This is a genomic window from Mycolicibacterium chlorophenolicum, assembly GCF_001044235.1.
GTDB classification, from domain to species: Bacteria; Actinomycetota; Actinomycetes; order Mycobacteriales; family Mycobacteriaceae; genus Mycobacterium; species Mycobacterium chlorophenolicum.
The window spans coordinates 160745-179698 of sequence record NZ_JYNL01000023.1; the positions used below are offsets into that span (position 1 = coordinate 160745).

Here is an 18954-nt window from a genome sequence, read left to right on the forward strand (position 1 = left end):
GTTGACAGTCAGGGAGCCCTTCATGTCGGTCGAGTCGACGTCGCTGCTGCGGCTGGAGAAGACCAGCCTCCGGGAGCAGGCGCTGACCGCGCTGCGACGGGCCATCACCACCGGCGCGCTGACGCCCGGCACCCACCTCGTGGAGACCGAACTCTCCGAAGCGCTGCAGATCAGCCGGGGCACGCTGCGGGAGGCGATGCGTCAGCTCCAGCAGGAGGGGCTCATCTCGGCGGGCGCTCGGGGCCGGCTGTCGGTGCGTCACCTCGACGCGAAGGAGATCGCCGACATCTTCGACGTCCGGGCGGCGCTGGAATCGCTGGCCGCCACCCTGCTGGCCGCGCGGTCCGACCGCGCGGAGACCGCGCAGGCGCTGCGCCGCGCCGTCGAGGACATGGATCGGTGGTCGGCCTCCAACCTGGAGGACCGCATCGAGGCCGACCTGAGGTTCCACCGGACCATGTGCCAGCTGACCGGCAACGAGACGCTGGTGCACTCCTGGTCGTCGCTGGAAGGCAGCATCCGGATGTCGATCATGTTCGCCGGGGTGGACCGGGCGCTGAAGAACATGGACGTCCACCGTCATCTCGCGATCGTCGACGCCATCGAGGCGGGCGACGGCACCGCCGCGGCGGCCACGGTGCGCGAGCACATGGCCGGTGCGGCCGCCGTCCTGATCGACGCGTAGCCGCCTCGCGGACCCGTTAAGACAACGCAGGGGCGGGCACCGCGGTGAGATACAGGCCACATGCTGGGCCTTGTGTGTCGCGGCACCCGCGGAGGTAGGGATTCCGAGCGAAACCCGTAAAGAGGTCGCTCGGGACCGTCAAAAAGGCATAAAGATCCTGGCGGACGCCCCCGCTCGAGCAGATGCTGATTGCGGCCTGCGAGATCCGCCGGCCCACGCTCGTGTGGGAGAACCCATGGCAGTTGTCATTTTCCTGGTGCTGACGGTGGCGGTCTTCGCCCTGCTCGGCCTGGTGCAGAGGCTGGTCGAGCGGCTGTGAGCTACGACAACATCGTCGGCTTGGTGCTCGCGGTCCTCATCGCCGTCTTCCTCTTCGCCGCCCTACTCTTTCCCGAGAGGTTCTAGTGAGCTCGACCACCGCGGGGATCCTCTTCCTCGTTTCGCTCGTCGTCGCACTGGCGGCCGTCCATGTGCCGCTGGGCGACTACATGTATCGCGTCTACACCTCCGATAAGCATCTCGGCGGGGAGCGCGTGATCTACCGGCTGATCGGCGCCGACCCGAAGGCGGAGCAGACCTGGGGCGCTTACGCCCGCAGCGTGCTCGCCTTCTCGGCGGTCAGCATCCTGTTCCTGTTCGTCCTGCAGCTCGTGCAGGGCAGGCTGCCACTGCACCTCAACGACCCGGCGACCCCGATGACCCCGGCGCTGGCGTGGAACACCGCGGTCAGCTTCGTGACCAACACGAACTGGCAGGCCTACTCCGGTGAGTCGACGCAGGGCCACCTGGTGCAGATGGCCGGCCTCGCCGTGCAGAACTTCGTCTCCGCCGCCGTCGGCATGGCCGTGGCGATGGCGTTCGTGCGCGGGCTGGCCCGCCGCAACACCGGCGAGCTCGGCAACTTCTGGGTCGACCTGGTGCGGGGCTGTGGCCGGATCCTGTTGCCGCTGTCCGTGATCGGCGCGATCGTACTCATCGCCGGCGGAGTGATCCAGAACTTCGCGCTGCACGATCAGGTGGTCAGTACGATCGCCGGTGGCAGCCAGGTCATCCCGGGCGGCCCCGTCGCCAGCCAGGAAGTCATCAAGGAACTCGGCACCAATGGCGGCGGCTTCTTCAACGTCAACTCCGCGCATCCGTTCGAGAACCCCACCACGTGGACGAACTGGATCCAGATCTTCCTGATCCTCGTGATCGCGTTTTCACTGCCGCGCACGTTCGGCCGCATGGTCGGCAGCAAGAAGCAGGGCTATGCGATCGTCGCCGTGATGGGCGTCATCGCGACGATCAGCTGGAGCCTCACCCTGCTCTTCCAGCTGCAGGCGCACGGCACGGTGCCGACCGCGGTGGGCTCTGCGATGGAAGGCGTGGAACAGCGCTTCGGAGTGGCTGATTCGGCGGTCTTCGCCGCGTCGACCACACTGACCTCCACGGGCGCGGTGAACTCCTTCCACGACTCCTACACCAGCCTCGGCGGCATGATGACGCTGTTCAACATGCAGCTGGGCGAGGTCGCACCCGGCGGTGTCGGCTCGGGCCTGTACGGCATGTTGATCCTCGCGGTCATCACGGTGTTCATCGCCGGCCTGATGGTCGGACGCACGCCCGAGTACCTGGGCAAGAAGATCACCCCGCGCGAGATCAAGCTCGCAGCAACGTATTTCCTGATCACTCCGCTGATCGTGCTGACCGGGACCGCCGTCGCGATGGCGATGCCCGGACAGCGTGCCAGCATGCTCAACACCGGTCCGCACGGACTGTCCGAGGTGCTGTACGCGTTCACCTCTGCGGCGAACAACAACGGTTCTGCGTTCGCCGGGATCACCGTCAACACCGAGTGGTACAACACCGCACTCGGCCTGGCGATGGTGTTCGGCCGGTTCCTGCCGATCATCTTCGCGCTGGCGCTGGCCGGTTCGCTTGCCCGCCAGGGCAAGACGCCGGAGTCGATCGGCACGCTGCCCACCCACCGGCCGCAGTTCGTCGGCATGGTCGCCGGCGTGACGCTGATCCTGGTCGCCCTGACCTTCCTGCCCATGCTCGCGCTCGGGCCCCTTGCTGAAGGAATTCACTGATGTCTGTCACCACCATCGACGCCGCGCAGAAGAAACCTGCGGCCTCCGCGTCGCCCGGCAGCAAGATGCAGGGCGGGCTCCTGGATCCGAAGATGCTCTGGAAGTCGTTGCCCAGCGCCGTGATCAAGCTGGATCCCCGTTCCCTGTGGCGCAACCCGGTCATGTTCATCGTCGAGTTGGGCGCGGTCTGGAGCACCGTCCTGGCGATCGCCGACCCCACCTGGTTCGGGTGGCTGATCGTGATATGGCTCTGGCTCACCGTCGTTTTCGCCAATCTGGCCGAGGCCGTCGCCGAAGGCCGCGGCAAGGCGCAGGCGGAGTCGCTGCGCAAGACCAAGACCTCCACGATGGCACGCAGGCTCGTCGACTGGCAGCCGGGCGGCCGCGCCCACGAGGAGGAGGTCGCGGCCCCGCTGCTGCAGCAGGGTGACGTCGTCGTCGTCGAAGCGGGGCAGGTGATCCCGGGTGACGGCGACGTCGTCGAGGGCATCGCCTCGGTGGACGAGTCGGCCATCACCGGTGAGTCCGCGCCGGTGATCCGGGAATCCGGTGGGGACCGGTCAGCGGTGACCGGCGGCACCACCGTGCTCTCGGACCGCATCGTCGTGCGGATCACCCAGAAGCCGGGTGAGAGCTTCATCGACCGGATGATCTCCCTGGTCGAGGGCGCCAACCGGCAGAAGACCCCCAACGAGATCGCACTCAACATCCTGCTCGCGTCGCTGACGATCATCTTCGTGTTCGCGGTCGCGACGCTGCAGCCGTTGGCGATCTACTCCAAGATGAACAACCCCGGGGTGCCGGACAATCTGGCGCTCAACGGAAACGGTGTCACCGGAATCGTGATGGTGTCGCTGCTGGTGTGCCTGATCCCCACCACCATCGGGGCGCTGCTCTCAGCCATCGGTATCGCCGGGATGGACCGTCTGGTGCAGCGCAACGTGCTGGCCATGTCCGGCCGTGCGGTCGAGGCGGCCGGTGATGTGAACACCCTGCTGCTCGACAAGACCGGCACCATCACGCTGGGCAACCGGCAGGCCGCGGCGTTCGTGCCGCTCGACGGTGTCACCGAAGCGCAGCTCGCCGACGCGGCCCAGCTGTCCAGCCTCGCCGACGAGACACCCGAGGGCCGCTCCATCGTGGTGTTCGCCAAGCAGCAGTACGGGCTGCGGGCCCGCACCCCGGGTGAGCTCGCGCACGCACACTGGATCGAATTCTCGGCCACCACACGGATGTCCGGCGTCGATCTGCGAGACGGAAGCGACGAGCACCAACTCCGCAAGGGCGCCGCCGCATCGGTTGCCGAGTGGGTCCGCTCCCACGGCGTCGACGTGCCGACCCAGCTCGGTGACGTCGTCGACGGCATCTCGGCCGCCGGCGGTACCCCGCTGGCCGTCGGCGAGGTGCACAACGGAACCGCGAGGATGCTCGGCGTCATCCACCTCAAGGACGTCGTCAAGCAGGGTATGCGCGAGCGCTTCGACGAGATGCGCCGCATGGGCATCCGCACGGTGATGATCACCGGCGACAACCCGTTGACCGCCAAGGCCATTGCCGACGAGGCCGGTGTCGACGACTTCCTCGCCGAGGCCACGCCCGAAGACAAGATGGCGCTGATCAAGAAGGAGCAGGCCGGCGGCAAGCTCGTCGCGATGACCGGTGACGGCACGAACGACGCGCCCGCACTGGCTCAGGCCGACGTCGGGGTGGCGATGAACAGCGGCACCTCGGCGGCCAAAGAGGCCGGCAACATGGTCGATCTCGACTCCGACCCGACCAAGCTGATCGAGATCGTCGAGATCGGCAAGCAGTTGCTGATCACCCGCGGTGCGTTGACGACGTTCTCCATCGCCAACGACATCGCGAAGTACTTCGCGATCATCCCCGCGCTGTTCGTCGGGCTGTTCCCCGGTCTGGACCTGCTCAACATCATGCGGCTGCACAGCCCGCAGTCGGCGATCCTCTCGGCGGTGATCTTCAACGCCCTGGTGATCGTCGCGCTGATCCCGCTGGCATTGCGCGGGGTGCGCTACACCCCGAGCAGCGCCTCGAAACTGTTGAGCCGCAACCTCTCCATCTACGGCCTCGGTGGGATCATCGCGCCCTTCATCGGCATCAAGCTGATCGATCTGGTCGTCCAACTCTTCCCAGGAATGTGAGATGAACTTTTCCAGCCTCCTTCGTCAACACTGGGCGGCGCTGCGCGCGCTGCTCGTCCTCACCGTGATCCTCGGGATCGCCTACCCGGTGTTCATCTGGCTGGTGGCCCAGCTGCCCGGCCTCTCGCACCGCGCGGACGGCTCGGTCGTCGAGGTCGACGGTGAACCGGTGGGCAGCAGCCTGATCGGCCAATCGTTCACCACTGCCGACGGCACTGCGCTTCCGCAGTACTTCCAGAGCCGGCCGTCCGCAGCGGGCGACGGCTACGACCCGATGGCCACCAGCGCCAGCAACCTGGGGCCGGAGAGCATCGTCGACACACCTGACAAGGCCGGCCTGCTGACGCTGGTCTGCTCGCGCAGCAAGGCCGTCGGCGAGCTCGAGGGCGTCGACGGGCTGCGGCCCTACTGCACCGGCGGCGGTGTCGGCGCGGTGCTGTCGGTCTTCGGCCCTCGCGACGCGCGCGGCGCCGTCGTCGACCCGACCCGGGTGGTCAGCGTCAACGAAGCCTGCGACACCGTCTCCACCCCGTTCGTGGACACCTACGAGGGCGTGCGCGTCGAGTGCGCGAAGTCCGGTGAGGACTACAGCGCCGGCCAGATCGTGCCGATCCGCGGAAGCGCACCGGCCGAGCCGGCCGTTCCCGCCGACGCGGTGACAGCGAGCGGCAGCGGCCTGGATCCGCACATCTCACCGGCCTACGCCGACCTGCAGATCAACCGGGTCGCGCAGGCGCGCGGGGTGTCGCCGGAGGCGATCAGAGCCGTCGTCGCCGACCACACCTCCGGTCGCACTCTGGGGTTCCTCGGCGAGCCGCGCGTCAACGTGCTGGAATTGAACCTCGCCCTCGACGAGCAGTATCCCGCCAGGAGCTGAATCCAGCGTGCCGGAGTCGCCTGATCCAGTCGGTCACAAGCCGAAACGCGGGGAGCTGCGCATCTACCTCGGCGCAGCTCCCGGCGTCGGCAAGACCTACGCCATGCTGGGCGAGGCGCACCGGCGCCTGGAGCGAGGGACGGACCTGGTGGCCGGTGTGGTCGAGACCCACGGCCGCAAGAAGACCGCCGAACTGCTCGACGACATCGAGGTCATCCCGCCGCACTACATCTCCTACCGCGGCAGCCGATTCCCCGAACTCGACGTCCCGGCGATCCTGGCGCGCAAGCCCCAGGTCGTCCTGGTCGACGAACTCGCCCACACCAACACCCCGGGCAGCAAGAACGCCAAACGCTGGCAGGACGTCGAGGAACTCCTGGATGCGGGGATCACCGTCGTCAGTACGGTGAACGTGCAGCACCTGGAGAGCCTGAACGACGTCGTCACCCAGATCACCGGCATCGAGCAGCAGGAGAAGGTGCCCGACGAGGTGGTGCGCGCCGCCGATCAGATCGAGCTCGTCGACATCACCCCGGAAGCGTTACGCCGCAGACTTTCTCACGGGAATGTCTACGCGCCCGAGCGGATCGACGCGGCGCTGTCGAACTACTTCCGCCGGGGCAACCTCACCGCGCTGCGCGAGCTGGCGCTGCTGTGGCTGGCCGATCAGGTCGACGCGGCGCTGGCCAAGTACCGGGAAGAGAACGACATCACCGCGACCTGGGAGGCGCGCGAACGTGTCGTTGTCGCGGTCACCGGTGGTCCAGAGTCGGAGACGTTGGTGCGCAGAGCCTTTCGCATCGCGTCCAAATCCAGCGCCGAGCTGATGGTGGTGCACGTCGTCCGCGGCGACGGCCTGTCCGGTGTGTCCGCGTCCCACATGGGCAAGGTCCGCGAAGTCGTGGCCAGCCTGGGCGCGACGCTGCACACGGTCGTCGGTGACGACGTGCCCGCCGCGCTGCTGGACTTCGCCCGCGAGATGAACGCCACCCAGCTGGTGCTCGGCACGTCCCGGCGATCCCGGTGGGCACGCATCTTCGACGAGGGCATCGGGGCGACCGTCGTCCAGGACTCGGAGAAGATCGACGTCCATATGGTCACGCACCCGGAGGCTGCACAGGGCTTCCGGTGGTCCTCGCTGGCGCCGCGGCGCAACAGCCACCTGGTGTCCTGGCTGGCCGCGGTGATCGTCCCCACCGCGATCTGCGCCCTGGGTGTTTTCGTGCTGGACGATTTCCTCGCCGTCAGCGGGGAGAGCGCGGTGTTCTTCGTCGGCGTCCTCGTCGTCGCGCTCCTCGGCGGAGTGGCCCCGGCAGCAGTGTCGGCGGTGCTGTCCGGTCTGCTGCTGAACTACTTCCTCGTCGAGCCCCGCCACACCTTCACGATCGCCGAACCCGACAGCGCGATCACCATCGTGGTGCTGCTGATGGTCGCCGTGGCCGTCGCCGCCCTGGTCGACAGCTCGGTCAACCGCAGCCGGGAGGCGCGCCGCGCGTCCCAGGAGGCGGAACTGCTGGCCCTGTTCTCCGGGTCGGTACTGCGCGGCGCCGACCTCGACACCCTGCTCGAGAAGATCCGCGAGACGTATTCACAGCGCGCGGTCAGCCTGATGCGCCGCGACGGCGACGGTGAGCGCATCGTGGGCTGCGTGGGCATGGACCCGTGCGTCGACGTCGAGACCGCGGACACGGCGATCGAGGTGGGTGACGACGAGTTCTGGCTGCTGCTCGCGGGTAAGACACTGCCCGCCCGGGACCGCCGGGTGCTGACCGCGGTCGCCAAGCAGGCTGCCGGGCTGGTCCGGCAGCGGGAACTGGCCGCGGAGGCGGGACAGGCGGAGGCGATCGCGCAGGCCGACAACCTGCGGCGGTCGCTGCTGTCGGCCGTCAGCCACGACCTGCGCACCCCCCTCGCCGCAGCCAAGGCCGCCGTGTCCAGCCTGCGCGGCACCGACGTCGCGTTCTCCGAGGAGGACACCGCCGAGTTGCTCGCCACCATCGAGGAATCGATCGATCAGCTCACCGCGCTGGTCGGCAACCTGCTCGACTCGTCGCGGCTGGCCGCCGGCGTGGTCCGCCCCGAGCTGCACCAGGTGTACCTGGAGGAGACGGTGCAGCGCGCCCTGCTCGGCATCAGCCGGGGAACCACCGGCTACGGCCGCGCGGAGCTCGAACGGGTCAAGGTCGACGTCGGCGACGAGGTCGTGATGGCCGACGGCGGCCTGCTCGAACGCGTGCTGGCCAACCTGATCGACAATGCCCTGCGGTACGCACCCGACGGTCCGGTGCGCGTTTCGGCCGGACGGGTCGGTGATCGTGTGCTGATCGCGGTCGCCGACGAGGGACCGGGTATCGCGCGCGGCAGGGAGGAGCAGATCTTCGACGCGTTCCAGCGGCTCGGCGACCAGGACAACAGCACCGGCGTCGGTCTGGGCCTGTCGGTGGCTCGCGGTTTCGTCCAGGCCATGGGCGGGTCGATCTCGGTCGGGGACACTCCCGGCGGCGGTCTGACGGTCGAGATCGACCTCGCAGCGCCCCAGGAGGGCCGGCCATGACGCGCGTGCTGGTGATCGACGACGAACCGCAGATCCTGCGGGCGCTGCGCATCAACCTGTCGGTGCGCGGATACGACGTCAGGACGGCGGCCACCGGTGCCGAGGCACTGCGGGCCGCGGCGGATTTCCGGCCCGATGTGGTGGTGCTCGACCTCGGGCTGCCGGACATGAGCGGGATCGACGTGCTGGGTGGACTGCGCGGCTGGTCGTCGGCGCCGGTGCTGGTTCTCTCGGCGCGCACCGACGCGTTCGACAAGGTGGCCGCTCTCGACGCCGGCGCCGACGACTACGTCACCAAGCCGTTCGGGATGGACGAGTTCCTGGCCCGGTTGCGGGCGGCGGTGCGCCGGTCGACGAGCACCGAGACCAGCGCCGAGCCGATCGTCGAAACCTCCTCGTTCACTGTGGATCTGGCGAACAAGGTGGTCACCAAGAACGGCCGGCAGATCCATCTGACACCGACCGAATGGGGCATCCTGGAGATCCTCGTCCGCAACAGCGGCAAGCTCGTCACCCGCGAACAGTTGCTCACCGAGGTGTGGGGGCCCACCTACGCGAAATCCAGTCACTACCTTCGGGTGTATCTGGCGCAGTTGCGCCGCAAGCTCGAAGACGACCCCTCCCACCCGATCCACCTCCTCACCGAAGCCGGGATGGGGCACCGCTTCCGGCCCTGATGAGGTCTTCGGCTCCGCGGTCGTGGCGCCTGTTCAGGAAGCGGCAGGTGAGCAGCACCATCGACGTGGGCGCCACGACAGCGAGGACTGCGAGCAGATCGGCCATGGCTCCACTGTCACGTCGCATGGGCATCGGAGGCCAACGTCTTGACGGTATCCCTACGCCCGGGTGCCGAGTCCTAACGTTTCGCCCTGCGGGCCTGCACCGCGTAGGTGACCATGCCCACACACACCACCGCGGCGCCGGACAGCACCGAGCTCAGCGGCAACGTGAAAGCCAATGTGAGACAACCGATCAGGCCCACCGTCGGCAGCACGCGCCGGCCCAGCGTCAGCGCCGACGCGTTGGCGATCGCGTAGTAGAGCAGTACCCCGAAGGACGAGAACCCGATCGCGGCGCGAAGGTCGACCAGGGCGGTCACCACCGCGACCACGGCGCCCACCGCCAGCTCGGCGCGGTACGGCGTGCCGTGGTGGGGGTGTACCGCGGCCAGCGGGTGCGGCAGATGGCGGTCCCGCGCCATCGCCAGCGTGGTGCGGGACACCCCGAGCAGCAGCGCCAGCAGTGCACCCAGTGCGCCGATCGCCGCGCCGGCGCTGACCACCGGCACCAGACCGGCGAACCCCGCCGCGCGCACGGCCTCGGACAGCGGCGCACCGGCGGCGGCGAGACGGTCGCTGCCCAGCTGGGCGAGCACCGCCACGGCCACCGCGGCGTACACCACCAGGGTGATGCCCAGCGCGAGCATCACGGCGCGCGGGATGGTCCTGGCCGGGTCGCGCACCTCCTCGCCGAGCGTCGCGATGCGGGCGTAACCGGCGAACGCGAAGAACAGCAGACCGGCGGCCTGCAGCACCCCGTAGAACGACGTGCCGCCACCCGCCAGCCGAGCGGCGTCGGCGTCCCCGGAACCCAGCGCCAGAACCACGACCATCGCCAGCACGGCCAGCACCACGGCCACGATCACGCGGGTCAGCAGCGCCGACTTCTGCACGCCCGCATAGCTGATCGCGGTCAGCGCCACCACCGAGGCCACCGCCACCGCGATGGCGTGGGCCGGCCACGCGTAGTGCCCGATGGTCAACGCCATCGCCGCACACGACGCCGTCTTCCCGACGATGAAGCTCCACCCCGCGGTGTGCCCCCAGAACGGCCCGAGGCGCTCCCGGCCGTAGACGTAGGTGCCGCCCGAACTCGGATAGCGGGCGGCCAGCCACGCCGAGGACATCGCGTTGCAGCACGCCACCACCGCGGCGAGCGCCAGGCCGATCAGCAGCCCCGTTCCGGCCGCGGCCGCGGCGGGCGCGAGCGCCACGAAGATGCCGGCTCCGATCATGGAGCCGAGTCCGAGGACGACGGTGTCCAGAGTGCCGAGACGTCGCTGCAGGGCGTTGTCACCCGGCCCGGAGGCGCTCACGCGCACACGGTAGCGCTATTTCTGGCGGACCACATTCCCGCCGAGGTACAGCAGGTAGGCGACCAGACCGAGCACCGCGAACTTGCGGGTCTTACGCGCGGCGATGCCCAGGCCGACGGCCGTCTCGATCCCGCCGTCGATGTAGACGTGGGTGCGGGTGTTCGTCGGGAACGCGGGCTTGGTGAAGCCCTCGTAGACCTGCGGCACGACGAAATGGGACAGGCCCGTTCCGGCGAGGACGAGGCCGGCCACCTTCGCGGCACGTGAATTCTGTTCGGGCACTGGAGGTCCTAACTGATCTGGTAGTCGCTGAGCGGGAATTCCGATGCCTCGGTGATCGCGTCGCGCGTCGACATCGGCCGCAGCAGGCTCGGTTCGCCGTGCGGGTTGAAATAGTACGACCGCGATGATGCGCAGTTGCCCAGTGTCCACAGCGAGTCGCCGAGCAGCTCGGTCATCCGGTCCAGATAGTCGGCGTTGGCCTGCTCGGTGACCTCGAAGGTGGTGGCGCCGCGGCGCTGCAGCTCACCGAAAAGCCGGTCCATCAGCCGCATCTGGTATTCCATGGTGTTGAAGAAGTTCAACCCGAGGAACGCGTACGGACTGGCCAGGGACAGGTAGTTCGGGAAGTAGGGCATCGAGACGCCCTGGTAGGCCTGGAAGCGATTCTCCCGCCACCACTTCCCGAGGTTGCGGCCCTCGCGGCCGATCACCTCGATGGCGGGGAAGTTGGCCTCCCACAGGTCGAATCCGGTGGCGAGCACCAGGGTGTCGATGACGGTCTTGGTGCCGTCGGCGTTGACGATGCCGTCGGCGGCGACATGGTCGATGCCGTCGCTCTGCAGGTGCACGTGCGGTTTGGTGAACGTGCGGAAGTAACTGTTGGAGAAGGTCGGCCGCTTGCACCCGATGTCGTAGTCCGGTGTCAGCCGGCGTCGCAAATCCTTGTCACGGACCTGGATGAACTGGTTGATCTTGCACAGGTCCATCGCCGAGATGTTCAACCGGCGGAACAGCGGGACCCGGTAGTGCACCACGCCGACGTTGATCATCATCTCGTAGATGGTGTCGGTGATCGCGCGAACGATGCGCTGCGTCAACGGGATCCGGGCGAACAGCCGTTTGGCGCGCTCGGAGATCCGGAAGTCGAGCTTGGGGGCGACCCAGATCGGGGTGCGCTGGTAGACCGTGAGGTCGGCGGCCTTCTTCGCCAGCTCCGGGATGAGCTGCACGGCCGTCGCGCCGGTGCCGATGATGCCCACCCGCTCACCCGTCGGGTCGTAGGAGTCGTCCCAGGCGGTGGTGTGCAGCACCCGCCCGTCGAACGTCTCGATGCCGGGGATCTCGGGCAGGCGCGGCTGGGACAGGAAGCCGGTGGCGGTGAACAGGTACCGCGCGGTCAGCGTCTCCCCGTCGGCTACGGACACCCGCCAGGCCTGCGCCTCCTCGTCCCAGCGGGCGCCCTGGACGACGGTCCGGAACCGCATGTGCCTGCGGACGTCGTACTTGTCGGCGACGCCGTCGGCGTACTGCTTGATCTCCGTGCCGGTGGAGAACAGCCGCGACCAGTTCGGGTTCGGCTCGAAGAAGTAGGAGTAGGTGGTGGTCGGAACGTCGACCGCCAGCCCAGGGTAGTGGTTGACGTACCAGGTACCGCCCAGGTCGTCTTCCCGGTCGAGGATCACGAAGTTCTCGTAGCCCATCCGCTTCAGCTGGATGGCGGCCCCGATTCCGGCGAATCCGGCCCCTACGATGACCGCGTCGTACTGCACCGAAGTCATGCGGTAGACGGTACTAGAGGTCCCCCCAAACGCGGGATCAGCCCTTGAGGGAACCCGCGCGTGGCGGCTGCAGCGTGGCGATGCAGGTGACGGCGCGGTCTCCGCTGGCCCACGTCTCGGCGGTCGGGTAGAGCACGTAGAGCTGCACCGTGTCGTCGGTCATCGCCGCCGGGGAGTAGCTCGCCAGCTCGGGCCCGCACTTCTCGCTGTGGGCCTCGACGGCCGCCTGCCCGGGGAAATCCCCGTCGGGCAAGGTCAGCACCGCGAACACCTCGCCGGCGTGGGGCTGGTCGCACCCGATGGTCTGCACCCGCAGCACCTTGTCGCCGTCAGGGATCTCGGCCAGGCAGTCGCCGACCTTCACGTCGGTCGCGGTGACGTTGCCGGAACTGGTGACTCCCCACACGATCACCCCGCCGACGACGACCAGCAGCACGACGGCCACCAGGCCGCCGATCACCCACCACAGGGTCTTCCTGCTCTTCTGGGGTGGCGGGTACGGACCGGGTTGTCCCTGGTAGGGCAGGGGAGGAGGGGGAGGCGGCGGGTAGGCGCCGTACGGGCCCCCGGGACCGTACGGCGGAGGTCCGTACGGCGGTGGCGGTGGGGGTGGCCCCGGCGGAGTCGTCACGAGCCGACGATAACTCAGAGCAGCGCTTTCAGCGCCGCTTCCACCGCGAGCGCGGGCACATCGAGGCTTTTCGAGCGGAGGTCGTGGCGGGCCCCGGTGATCTCGACGATGGTCGTCGGCGCGGCGATCAGCGCGACCGCCGGCCGCAGCTCGTCGAGCGTGCCGAACGGGTCGGCGGTGCCGTGGGTGAACACCGTCGGGACGGTGATGCGTGGCAGGTGCTCGGTACGGGCCCGCTCGGGCTTGCCGGGTGGGTGCAGCGGGTAGGAGAACAGCGTCAGCACGTCGGGTCGCAGCCCGTGGTCGGCGACCGCCATCGACGTGAGCCGTCCGCCGTAGGAGTGCCCGCCGGCGATGACGGGTCCGGCGGTGAGGGAGCGCACCGCCGCGACCGCCTCGACGATGCCGGCCAGATCTGAAGCCGACGACCCCGACGGCGGACCCTTGGGCCGGCGCCGCCGGTACGGCAGGTTGTAGCGGACCGCCAGCCAACCTCGCCGGGCCCATTCGTCGCACAGCGCGACGAGCATCGGGGCGTCGCGGCTGCCGCCGGCGCCGTGCGTCAGCGCGACCGCCCCGGCCGGGATGCCGGCCGGCTCGTGGACCACGCCGGCGATCTCATCCATCGGACAACCGGAACAGCGCCGAGACCGAACCGTGGCCGCCGCCCAGCGGATAGGCCGCGCGCAGGCACTCGGTGATCCACTCCTTGGCGAAGGCGACCGCGTCGGGCAGCGGATACCCGTGGGCCAGCGCGGCGGCGGCAGCGGCGGCCAGCGTGTCACCGGCGCCGTGGTCGTGCGGGGTGTCGATGCGCACCGAGTCGTACTCGTAGAAGTCGGCGCCGTCGAACAGCAGATCGGGGCTGTGCGCCGAGGAACGCAGATGGCCGCCCTTGACCAGCGCCCAGCGCGGGCCCAGCGCGTGCAGCGCCCGCGCGGCGGCCCGCTGGGTGTCGGCGTCGACGACGTCGATGCCGGTGATCAGCCGGACCTCGTCCAGATTCGGGGTGACCAGCGTGGCCAGCGGGAACAGCCGCGCGGTGAGCGACTCCAGGGCGCTGGGATGCAACAGCGGATCACCGTGCATCGACGCGCAGACGGGATCGACGACCAGCGGCACCGTCCCGGCGAGGCCGAGCCGCGTCCAGGTGTCGGCGACGGTGTCGATGATCTCGGACGAGGCCAGCATCCCGGTCTTGGCGGCCTGCACACCGATGTCGGTGGCCACCGCCTCGATCTGTCCGGCGACGATGTCGACCGGGATCTCGTGAAAACCCTTGACGCCCAGGGAGTTCTGCACGGTCACCGCGGTGACCGCGACGAGGCTGTGAATGCCGAGCAGTGCGAACGTGCGCATATCGGCCTGAATGCCGGCGCCCCCGCCGGAGTCGGAGCCCGCGATGGTCAGGACGCGCAACGGCGCGCGGCCCGGCGGGGTCAGGGGCAGAACGTTCATGACATCTCCCTACGCCGGCATGACCCGGTCAGGTTCGTACGGTCGACGGCGCGTCAGCCGTCCTCTCAGCGCGCTCGGCGCGCGCTCCCGCGTGGACTCCCTCAACGTAACCGACCCCCTCCGGCGGCGGCCGCGGGAATAGGTTTTGGTGGTCGACAATTTGTATAGCTAACATATGTGTTTTGCAGGCGCAGGGTTGCGCCCGTCATGGATACGAAACGCGACGACGAAACGACGACGGATATGACGACAGAAGCCCCGATCACCCCCGCAACCGGGCCCACGCCGCCTGCCGGGCTCAGCGAGACCTCGATCCGGCGCGCGCGGATGGACCACGATCACCCGTTCTACAAGTGGATCGTGCTGTCCAACACCACGCTGGGCACGCTGCTGGCCACCATCAACGCCTCGATCGTGCTGATCTCACTGCCGGCCATCTTCCGCGGCATCGGCCTCAACCCCCTCGCCCCGGGCAACGTGAGCTACCTGCTGTGGATGCTGATGGGCTATCTCGTGGTCACCGCTGTGCTGGTGGTGCCGTTCGGCCGGCTCGGCGACATGGTGGGCCGGGTCCGGATCTACAACCTGGGCTTCGCGGTCTTCACGGTCGCGGCGGTTGCGTTGTCGTTCGACCCGTTCCAGCTCGACGGCGGCGCGATCTGGCTGATCGCGTGGCGGGTGGTGCAGGGCATCGGCGGGGCGATGCTGATGTCGTCGTCCTCGGCCATCCTGACCGACGCGTTCCCGGCCAACCAGCGCGGCATGGCGCTCGGCGTCAACATGGTGGCCGCGGTGGCCGGCTCCTTCCTGGGTCTGCTGATCGGCGGCTTCCTGTCCGAATGGCACTGGAAGGCGATCTTCTGGGTCGGCGTGCCGATCGGCATCCTCGGCACCATCTGGAGCGTGCGTTCGCTCAAGGAGCTGGGCGTGCGCACCCCGGGCAAGCTGGACTGGGCGGGCACACTGACGTTCGGCGTCGGGCTGACCGTGCTGCTGATCGGCATCACCTACGGCATCCAGCCCTACGGCTCTTCGACGACCGGTTGGACCAACCCGTGGGTGCTCGGCGCCATCGGCGTCGGCGTGGCCCTGCTCGTGGTGTTCTGCTTCGTCGAGCTGCGGGTCAAGCAGCCGATGGTCAACATCCGGCTGTTCCGCTCCGCGTCGTTCGGCATGGGCAACCTCGCCGGGTTGATGTCGTCGGTCGGCCGCGGTGGTCTGCAGTTCATGCTGATCATCTGGCTGCAGGGCATCTGGCTGCCGCTGCACGGTTACAGCTTCGAATCCACGCCGCTGTGGGCGGGCATCTACATGCTGCCGATGACCGCCGGCTTCCTGATCGCCGGTCCGCTCGCCGGCTCACTGAGCGACCGCTTCGGTGCGCGGCCGTTCACCGTCGGCGGCATGCTGCTGATGGCGGTGACGTTCGTGGCGTTGGTGCTCATCCCGGTGAACTTCGACTACTGGTTGTTCGCGGTGCTCGTCTTCCTCAACGGCCTCGGGGGCGGCATCTTCACCGCGCCCAACACCGCGGCGATCATGTCGAGTGTCCCGTCGGCCGAACGCGGCGCGGCCTCGGGCGTGCGCGCCACGTTCTTCAACGCCGGCTCGTCGCTGTCCATCGGCATCTTCTTCTCGCTGATGATCGTCGGGCTGGCCAACTCGCTGCCCGGCGCGATGAGCAGCGGTCTGCAGGCCCAGGGCGTGTCCAGCGCGGTGGCCCACGACGTCGCCAATCTGCCGCCGGTGGGCAGCCTGTTCGCGGCGTTCCTGGGCTACAACCCGATTGCCGAACTGCTGGAGCCCTCGCACGCTCTGCAGCAGCCCGGTGTCAACGCCGAGGTGCTGACCGGTAAGACGTTCTTCCCGGAGTTGATCACCGAGCCGTTCCACAACGGTCTGGTGGTCGTGTTCATCGCCGCGGCGGTGATGATGCTCATCGGTGCCGTGGCTTCCATGTTCAACCCCGGACGCTACGCCGAGGACCGCACCGACGCCTAGAACGGTGGCGGTTCGTCGGGATCCGATGTTATCCGGGGTGGCGGTTGCCAATGGGGTTGCAGCTCTTCGGGTTCCAACGGTTCGTTGACCCACTGCATGTACGGGGCGGTGGAGGGCTTGTCGCTGACCCGGCCGTGGAACAGCTCCCGCCAGCGGCGAGTGTCGTTGCGCCAGCGCCGGTCTCTGATCTCACGCGTGGCGGCCTGGTTGCGATAGCGGTTGTACTCGGTGGTGGCGCGGTGGGCGCAGAGCCGAGCGCGGGCGCGTTCGACCCGGGTGCTGTCTTCGCGGCGCCGTGGTCGAGTGGTCAGACCGAACAGGGCAGCCGAGCCGGGTGTGGTGCGCGAGACCTGCCCTGCCGGCGAGGTCCACACGATGGTGCCGTCGGCCAGAAGCTCGACACACCACCCGCCGAAGGTCTTGCACCGGTGATGCTCCCGGCAGAAGCAGGCGAGATTCCACGACACGGTTCGCCCGCCGGCTGCCGGGTCGCGGTGGTTGAAGGGGTTGATGTGGTCGATGTCGCACTGCTCGGCCGGGACTGAGCATCCGGGTGCCCGGCATGTCAGATCGCGCAGGCGGATCCAGCGGGCCAGCGCAGCGCTCGGCCGGTATCGCAGTTCCTCCTGCGGGCTGACTGCGGGCTCCTCGACCAGCCGGCGGGTGGCGTCGCGGGCCAGCTCGCGGACCAGTTCGGCGTCGATGACCCCGAACCCGACCAGATATCCCGGAGCCTGGCTTTGTCCGTTCACGGTGTCGGCGCCGGCGACGACGTTCAGCACCACCTTCGGCTGCGCGGGTGGCTGATCGTGTGCGGGGTCGGCCTTGGGGCAATCGGATGTCCCGCAACGGCATTCGAGTTGACGGCGTTCGACCAGGGCTTCGAAGGCGTCGGCGCGACGTTGTTGCGCGGTGCGCGGGTCGGCCGGACACACCGAGGCGGCCATCGCCGAGAGCTCGGCGTCGACCATCTTTCCCGCTGGAGCGGTGAGCGTGACCCGCACCCGGGCCATCCCGTCGCCGTTCGAGCTGACCTGCACCGAGCGCTCGTCGTAGGCGCGCTGGCGGCGCTTCTTGACCCCATCGCGGTCCACGGTGCTCACGACGCGGTCGATCGCATCGATGACCCTCTGCCGCGACCACGACGACCAGCTGCCGAGACGCTCGGCCATGTCGGCGTCGATCTGGGCCATCAGGTCGTCGGCGACCAGTTCGGTGCGCTTGATCACCAGCTCGACGGTCGGCCAGGTCACCTCGCCGCGAGCAAGCAGCTCTCCCACGGCCGGCAACCGCTGATCGAGGGTCTCGGCGGCGAACACCATCGACCGCGCGGCAGCGGTGGACATGTTGATCAGCGCGGCGACCTCGGTGGTGGTGCGGGCGAAGCCGGTGATCATCGACCGCGCGTCGGCGTCGATGGCCAGTTCCTCGTCGATCCGACGTGCGAGCAACTGCGCGATCGCTGCGAGCTTGCGCGCCACCTGCATCGACTCCTGACGCAGCGCATCCTCGACCACCGCGAGGACGTCTCCGTCAGACCAGCTGTCGAACATGTGTTCGAGTATTGCTGAGTTCACTGACAGGAGGCCCCACGCCGCAGAGGCGGGATTGTGCTCAGAGATCGGACTTCCGGGGGGCTCGCACGGTCCGGCGTTCACTTCTCGCTTCGCGCCTGGCCGTCATCGCCTCGTGGCGCTGCGCCCGCGTCGTGCGTCGCACCTCCGCGCGGTCCGCCCGCGGCGCCTGGTGAGGCGCCCTCGCCTCGCGGACGTCGGAAGCGCCCGGGAACGGCACCGGCCGCCGGTAGGCCCGGTCGACCATCGCCTTCAGCGGCGCGTTCAGCGCATTGGCCAGCCTGTCGCACCCGAGCGTGCGTATCGGCTGCAGCAGCGGCAGATCGTGCGTCGGCGTCAGCACATAGGTCGTGTTGTCGACCGTCCACCGCGCGTTGGCCGGATCGTCGGGATTCACCTGGGTGTAGTCCAAGTGCACCGACTGGATGCCCATCACGGCGTTGGCGAGGGCCAGCAGGAAGAACGGCGAGAACGGCTTGTTGGGGAAATCGGCGAACAGGTCGTACTGCCGGGCGATGTCGGTGACGGTGTACTGCGTCTGCGGGGTGGTGTCGCCGAGTGGGACGTATGCACCCCCGAACGCCCGTGCGGGATTGCCGACGAGCACGAACGACAGGTCCTTGGTCGACGGCACACCGGGATCCGCCGCGTGTTCGCGCAGCCAGTGCCCGGCGACGATCGCCCCCTGGCTGTAGCCCATGACGATCATCGGCGCCGGGGTCGTCGCGATGGCTTCGTCCAGCGCCACGACGCCGGCGGGCACCGAATCCGGCCCGACGACCGCTGGGTACACGACCTCGACGCACGTGTTGGCGGGAGCGTGGCACACCGAACCGCCCAGCAGGTCCGTCATCTCGCCGGCACCGATGCCCAGCGTCTCCTGCACCGTCAGCACGGTCGCCGCGCTCGCGGTCGGGACGGCGGCGAGCGTGATGGCCGCCGCCGCGGCGACCAGCATCGTTGCGGCCCGGGCGACGGTCTGTCTCATAGGCCAAAGCTAGGAGGCCCCGGCGCAAGCCGACAGGGACGAAAGGCCCGAAGAGCCCCGCCACAGGGCAGCAGCC

17 protein-coding genes and 1 riboswitch are annotated in these 18954 nt (G+C 68.7%); of the genes, 9 read left to right on the top strand and 8 right to left on the bottom strand.

Annotated features, from left to right (window positions below):
- The first annotated feature begins 22 nt into the window (after positions 1–22).
- The 8 genes from MCHLDSM_RS12910 to MCHLDSM_RS12945 all read left to right on the top strand — a co-directional run bounded on the left by MCHLDSM_RS12910 (position 23) and on the right by MCHLDSM_RS12945 (position 9027).
- Positions 23–685 (top strand): GntR family transcriptional regulator, encoded by a 663-nt coding sequence (locus MCHLDSM_RS12910; RefSeq protein WP_048470437.1) that lies wholly within the window; start codon positions 23–25, stop codon positions 683–685.
- A gap of 223 nt (positions 686–908) precedes the next feature.
- Positions 909–1004 carry a hypothetical protein gene (locus MCHLDSM_RS12915; protein ID WP_048470438.1) on the top strand — a complete coding sequence of 32 codons (96 nt, stop codon included), beginning with the start codon at positions 909–911 and terminating at the stop codon, positions 1002–1004.
- Entirely contained in the window at positions 1001–1090 is a 90-nt protein-coding gene (gene kdpF, locus MCHLDSM_RS12920; protein WP_048418851.1) for a K(+)-transporting ATPase subunit F, read from the top strand. The genes MCHLDSM_RS12915 and kdpF overlap by 4 nt, the downstream gene beginning before the upstream one ends.
- Positions 1090–2760 (top strand): potassium-transporting ATPase subunit KdpA, encoded by a 1671-nt coding sequence (kdpA, locus tag MCHLDSM_RS12925; RefSeq protein ID WP_048470439.1) that lies wholly within the window; start codon positions 1090–1092, stop codon positions 2758–2760. Before kdpF ends, kdpA begins: the two co-directional genes overlap by 1 nt.
- The gene (gene kdpB / locus MCHLDSM_RS12930) at positions 2760–4919 is read left to right on the top strand and encodes a potassium-transporting ATPase subunit KdpB (protein WP_048470440.1); all 2160 of its coding nucleotides are present in this window, start codon (positions 2760–2762) and stop codon (positions 4917–4919) included. The genes kdpA and kdpB overlap by 1 nt, the downstream gene beginning before the upstream one ends.
- A 1-nt stretch (position 4920) precedes the next feature.
- On the top strand, positions 4921–5796 hold the full coding sequence (locus MCHLDSM_RS12935; protein ID WP_048470441.1) for a potassium-transporting ATPase subunit C: 876 nt from the start codon (positions 4921–4923) through the stop codon (positions 5794–5796).
- A gap of 7 nt (positions 5797–5803) precedes the next feature.
- Positions 5804–8350: a DUF4118 domain-containing protein gene (locus tag MCHLDSM_RS12940; protein ID WP_048470442.1), complete on the top strand. Its 2547-nt coding sequence runs from the start codon at positions 5804–5806 to the stop codon at positions 8348–8350.
- Positions 8347–9027: a response regulator gene (locus MCHLDSM_RS12945; RefSeq protein WP_048470443.1), complete on the top strand. Its 681-nt coding sequence runs from the start codon at positions 8347–8349 to the stop codon at positions 9025–9027. The genes MCHLDSM_RS12940 and MCHLDSM_RS12945 overlap by 4 nt, the downstream gene beginning before the upstream one ends.
- Positions 9028–9206: 179 nt before the next feature.
- Here MCHLDSM_RS12945 and MCHLDSM_RS12950 read toward each other — a convergent pair whose 3' ends face one another.
- The 6 genes from MCHLDSM_RS12950 to thiD all read right to left on the bottom strand — a co-directional run bounded on the left by MCHLDSM_RS12950 (position 9207) and on the right by thiD (position 14315).
- Complete coding sequence (locus MCHLDSM_RS12950; protein ID WP_048470682.1) at positions 9207–10415, bottom strand: APC family permease; 1209 nt, start codon at positions 10413–10415, stop codon at positions 9207–9209.
- Positions 10416–10460: 45 nt separating this feature from the next.
- Positions 10461–10727: a DoxX-related protein gene (locus MCHLDSM_RS12955; RefSeq protein ID WP_048470444.1), complete on the bottom strand. Its 267-nt coding sequence runs from the start codon at positions 10725–10727 to the stop codon at positions 10461–10463.
- Between the two features lie 8 nt (positions 10728–10735).
- Positions 10736–12226, bottom strand: coding sequence for a flavin-containing monooxygenase (locus MCHLDSM_RS12960; protein WP_048470445.1), 1491 nt, complete (start codon positions 12224–12226; stop codon positions 10736–10738).
- Between the two features lie 37 nt (positions 12227–12263).
- A complete protein-coding gene (locus MCHLDSM_RS12965) occupies positions 12264–12857 on the bottom strand; it encodes a septum formation family protein (RefSeq protein WP_048470446.1) in 594 nt (197 codons plus the stop codon).
- A gap of 14 nt (positions 12858–12871) precedes the next feature.
- Positions 12872–13483 (bottom strand): alpha/beta hydrolase family protein, encoded by a 612-nt coding sequence (locus MCHLDSM_RS12970; RefSeq protein WP_048470447.1) that lies wholly within the window; start codon positions 13481–13483, stop codon positions 12872–12874.
- Positions 13476–14315: a bifunctional hydroxymethylpyrimidine kinase/phosphomethylpyrimidine kinase gene (gene thiD / locus MCHLDSM_RS12975; RefSeq protein ID WP_048470448.1), complete on the bottom strand. Its 840-nt coding sequence runs from the start codon at positions 14313–14315 to the stop codon at positions 13476–13478. Before thiD ends, MCHLDSM_RS12970 begins: the two co-directional genes overlap by 8 nt.
- Positions 14305–14416: riboswitch (TPP riboswitch) on the bottom strand. (Overlaps the previous gene by 11 nt.)
- 142 nt (positions 14417–14558) lie before the next feature.
- Here thiD and MCHLDSM_RS12980 point away from each other — a divergent pair.
- Positions 14559–16316 carry an MFS transporter gene (locus MCHLDSM_RS12980; RefSeq protein ID WP_048470449.1) on the top strand — a complete coding sequence of 586 codons (1758 nt, stop codon included), beginning with the start codon at positions 14559–14561 and terminating at the stop codon, positions 16314–16316.
- Here the strand turns inward: MCHLDSM_RS12980 and MCHLDSM_RS12985 are convergent.
- Together MCHLDSM_RS12985 and MCHLDSM_RS12990 are read right to left on the bottom strand one after the other, a co-directional pair.
- Complete coding sequence (locus MCHLDSM_RS12985) at positions 16313–17869, bottom strand: HNH endonuclease signature motif containing protein (protein WP_048470450.1); 1557 nt, start codon at positions 17867–17869, stop codon at positions 16313–16315. The genes MCHLDSM_RS12980 and MCHLDSM_RS12985 overlap by 4 nt on opposite strands.
- A gap of 61 nt (positions 17870–17930) precedes the next feature.
- Complete coding sequence (locus tag MCHLDSM_RS12990) at positions 17931–18878, bottom strand: PE-PPE domain-containing protein (RefSeq protein WP_060937547.1); 948 nt, start codon at positions 18876–18878, stop codon at positions 17931–17933.
- Positions 18879–18954 lie beyond the last annotated feature (76 nt).

Bases quoted from the DNA above. Each gene is read 5' to 3' on its own strand.
- MCHLDSM_RS12910 (WP_048470437.1), top strand. From the start codon at position 23: ATGTCGGTCGAGTCGACGTCGCTGCTGCGGCTGGAGAAGACCAGCCTC.
- kdpB (WP_048470440.1), top strand. From the start codon at position 2,760: ATGTCTGTCACCACCATCGACGCCGCGCAGAAGAAACCTGCGGCCTCC.
- MCHLDSM_RS12935 (WP_048470441.1), top strand. From the start codon at position 4,921: ATGAACTTTTCCAGCCTCCTTCGTCAACACTGGGCGGCGCTGCGCGCG.
- MCHLDSM_RS12945 (WP_048470443.1), top strand. From the start codon at position 8,347: ATGACGCGCGTGCTGGTGATCGACGACGAACCGCAGATCCTGCGGGCG.
- MCHLDSM_RS12960 (WP_048470445.1), bottom strand. From the start codon at position 12,226: ATGACTTCGGTGCAGTACGACGCGGTCATCGTAGGGGCCGGATTCGCC.
- MCHLDSM_RS12970 (WP_048470447.1), bottom strand. From the start codon at position 13,483: ATGGATGAGATCGCCGGCGTGGTCCACGAGCCGGCCGGCATCCCGGCC.
- thiD (WP_048470448.1), bottom strand. From the start codon at position 14,315: ATGAACGTTCTGCCCCTGACCCCGCCGGGCCGCGCGCCGTTGCGCGTC.
- MCHLDSM_RS12980 (WP_048470449.1), top strand. From the start codon at position 14,559: ATGACGACAGAAGCCCCGATCACCCCCGCAACCGGGCCCACGCCGCCT.
- MCHLDSM_RS12985 (WP_048470450.1), bottom strand. From the start codon at position 17,869: ATGTTCGACAGCTGGTCTGACGGAGACGTCCTCGCGGTGGTCGAGGAT.
- MCHLDSM_RS12990 (WP_060937547.1), bottom strand. From the start codon at position 18,878: ATGAGACAGACCGTCGCCCGGGCCGCAACGATGCTGGTCGCCGCGGCG.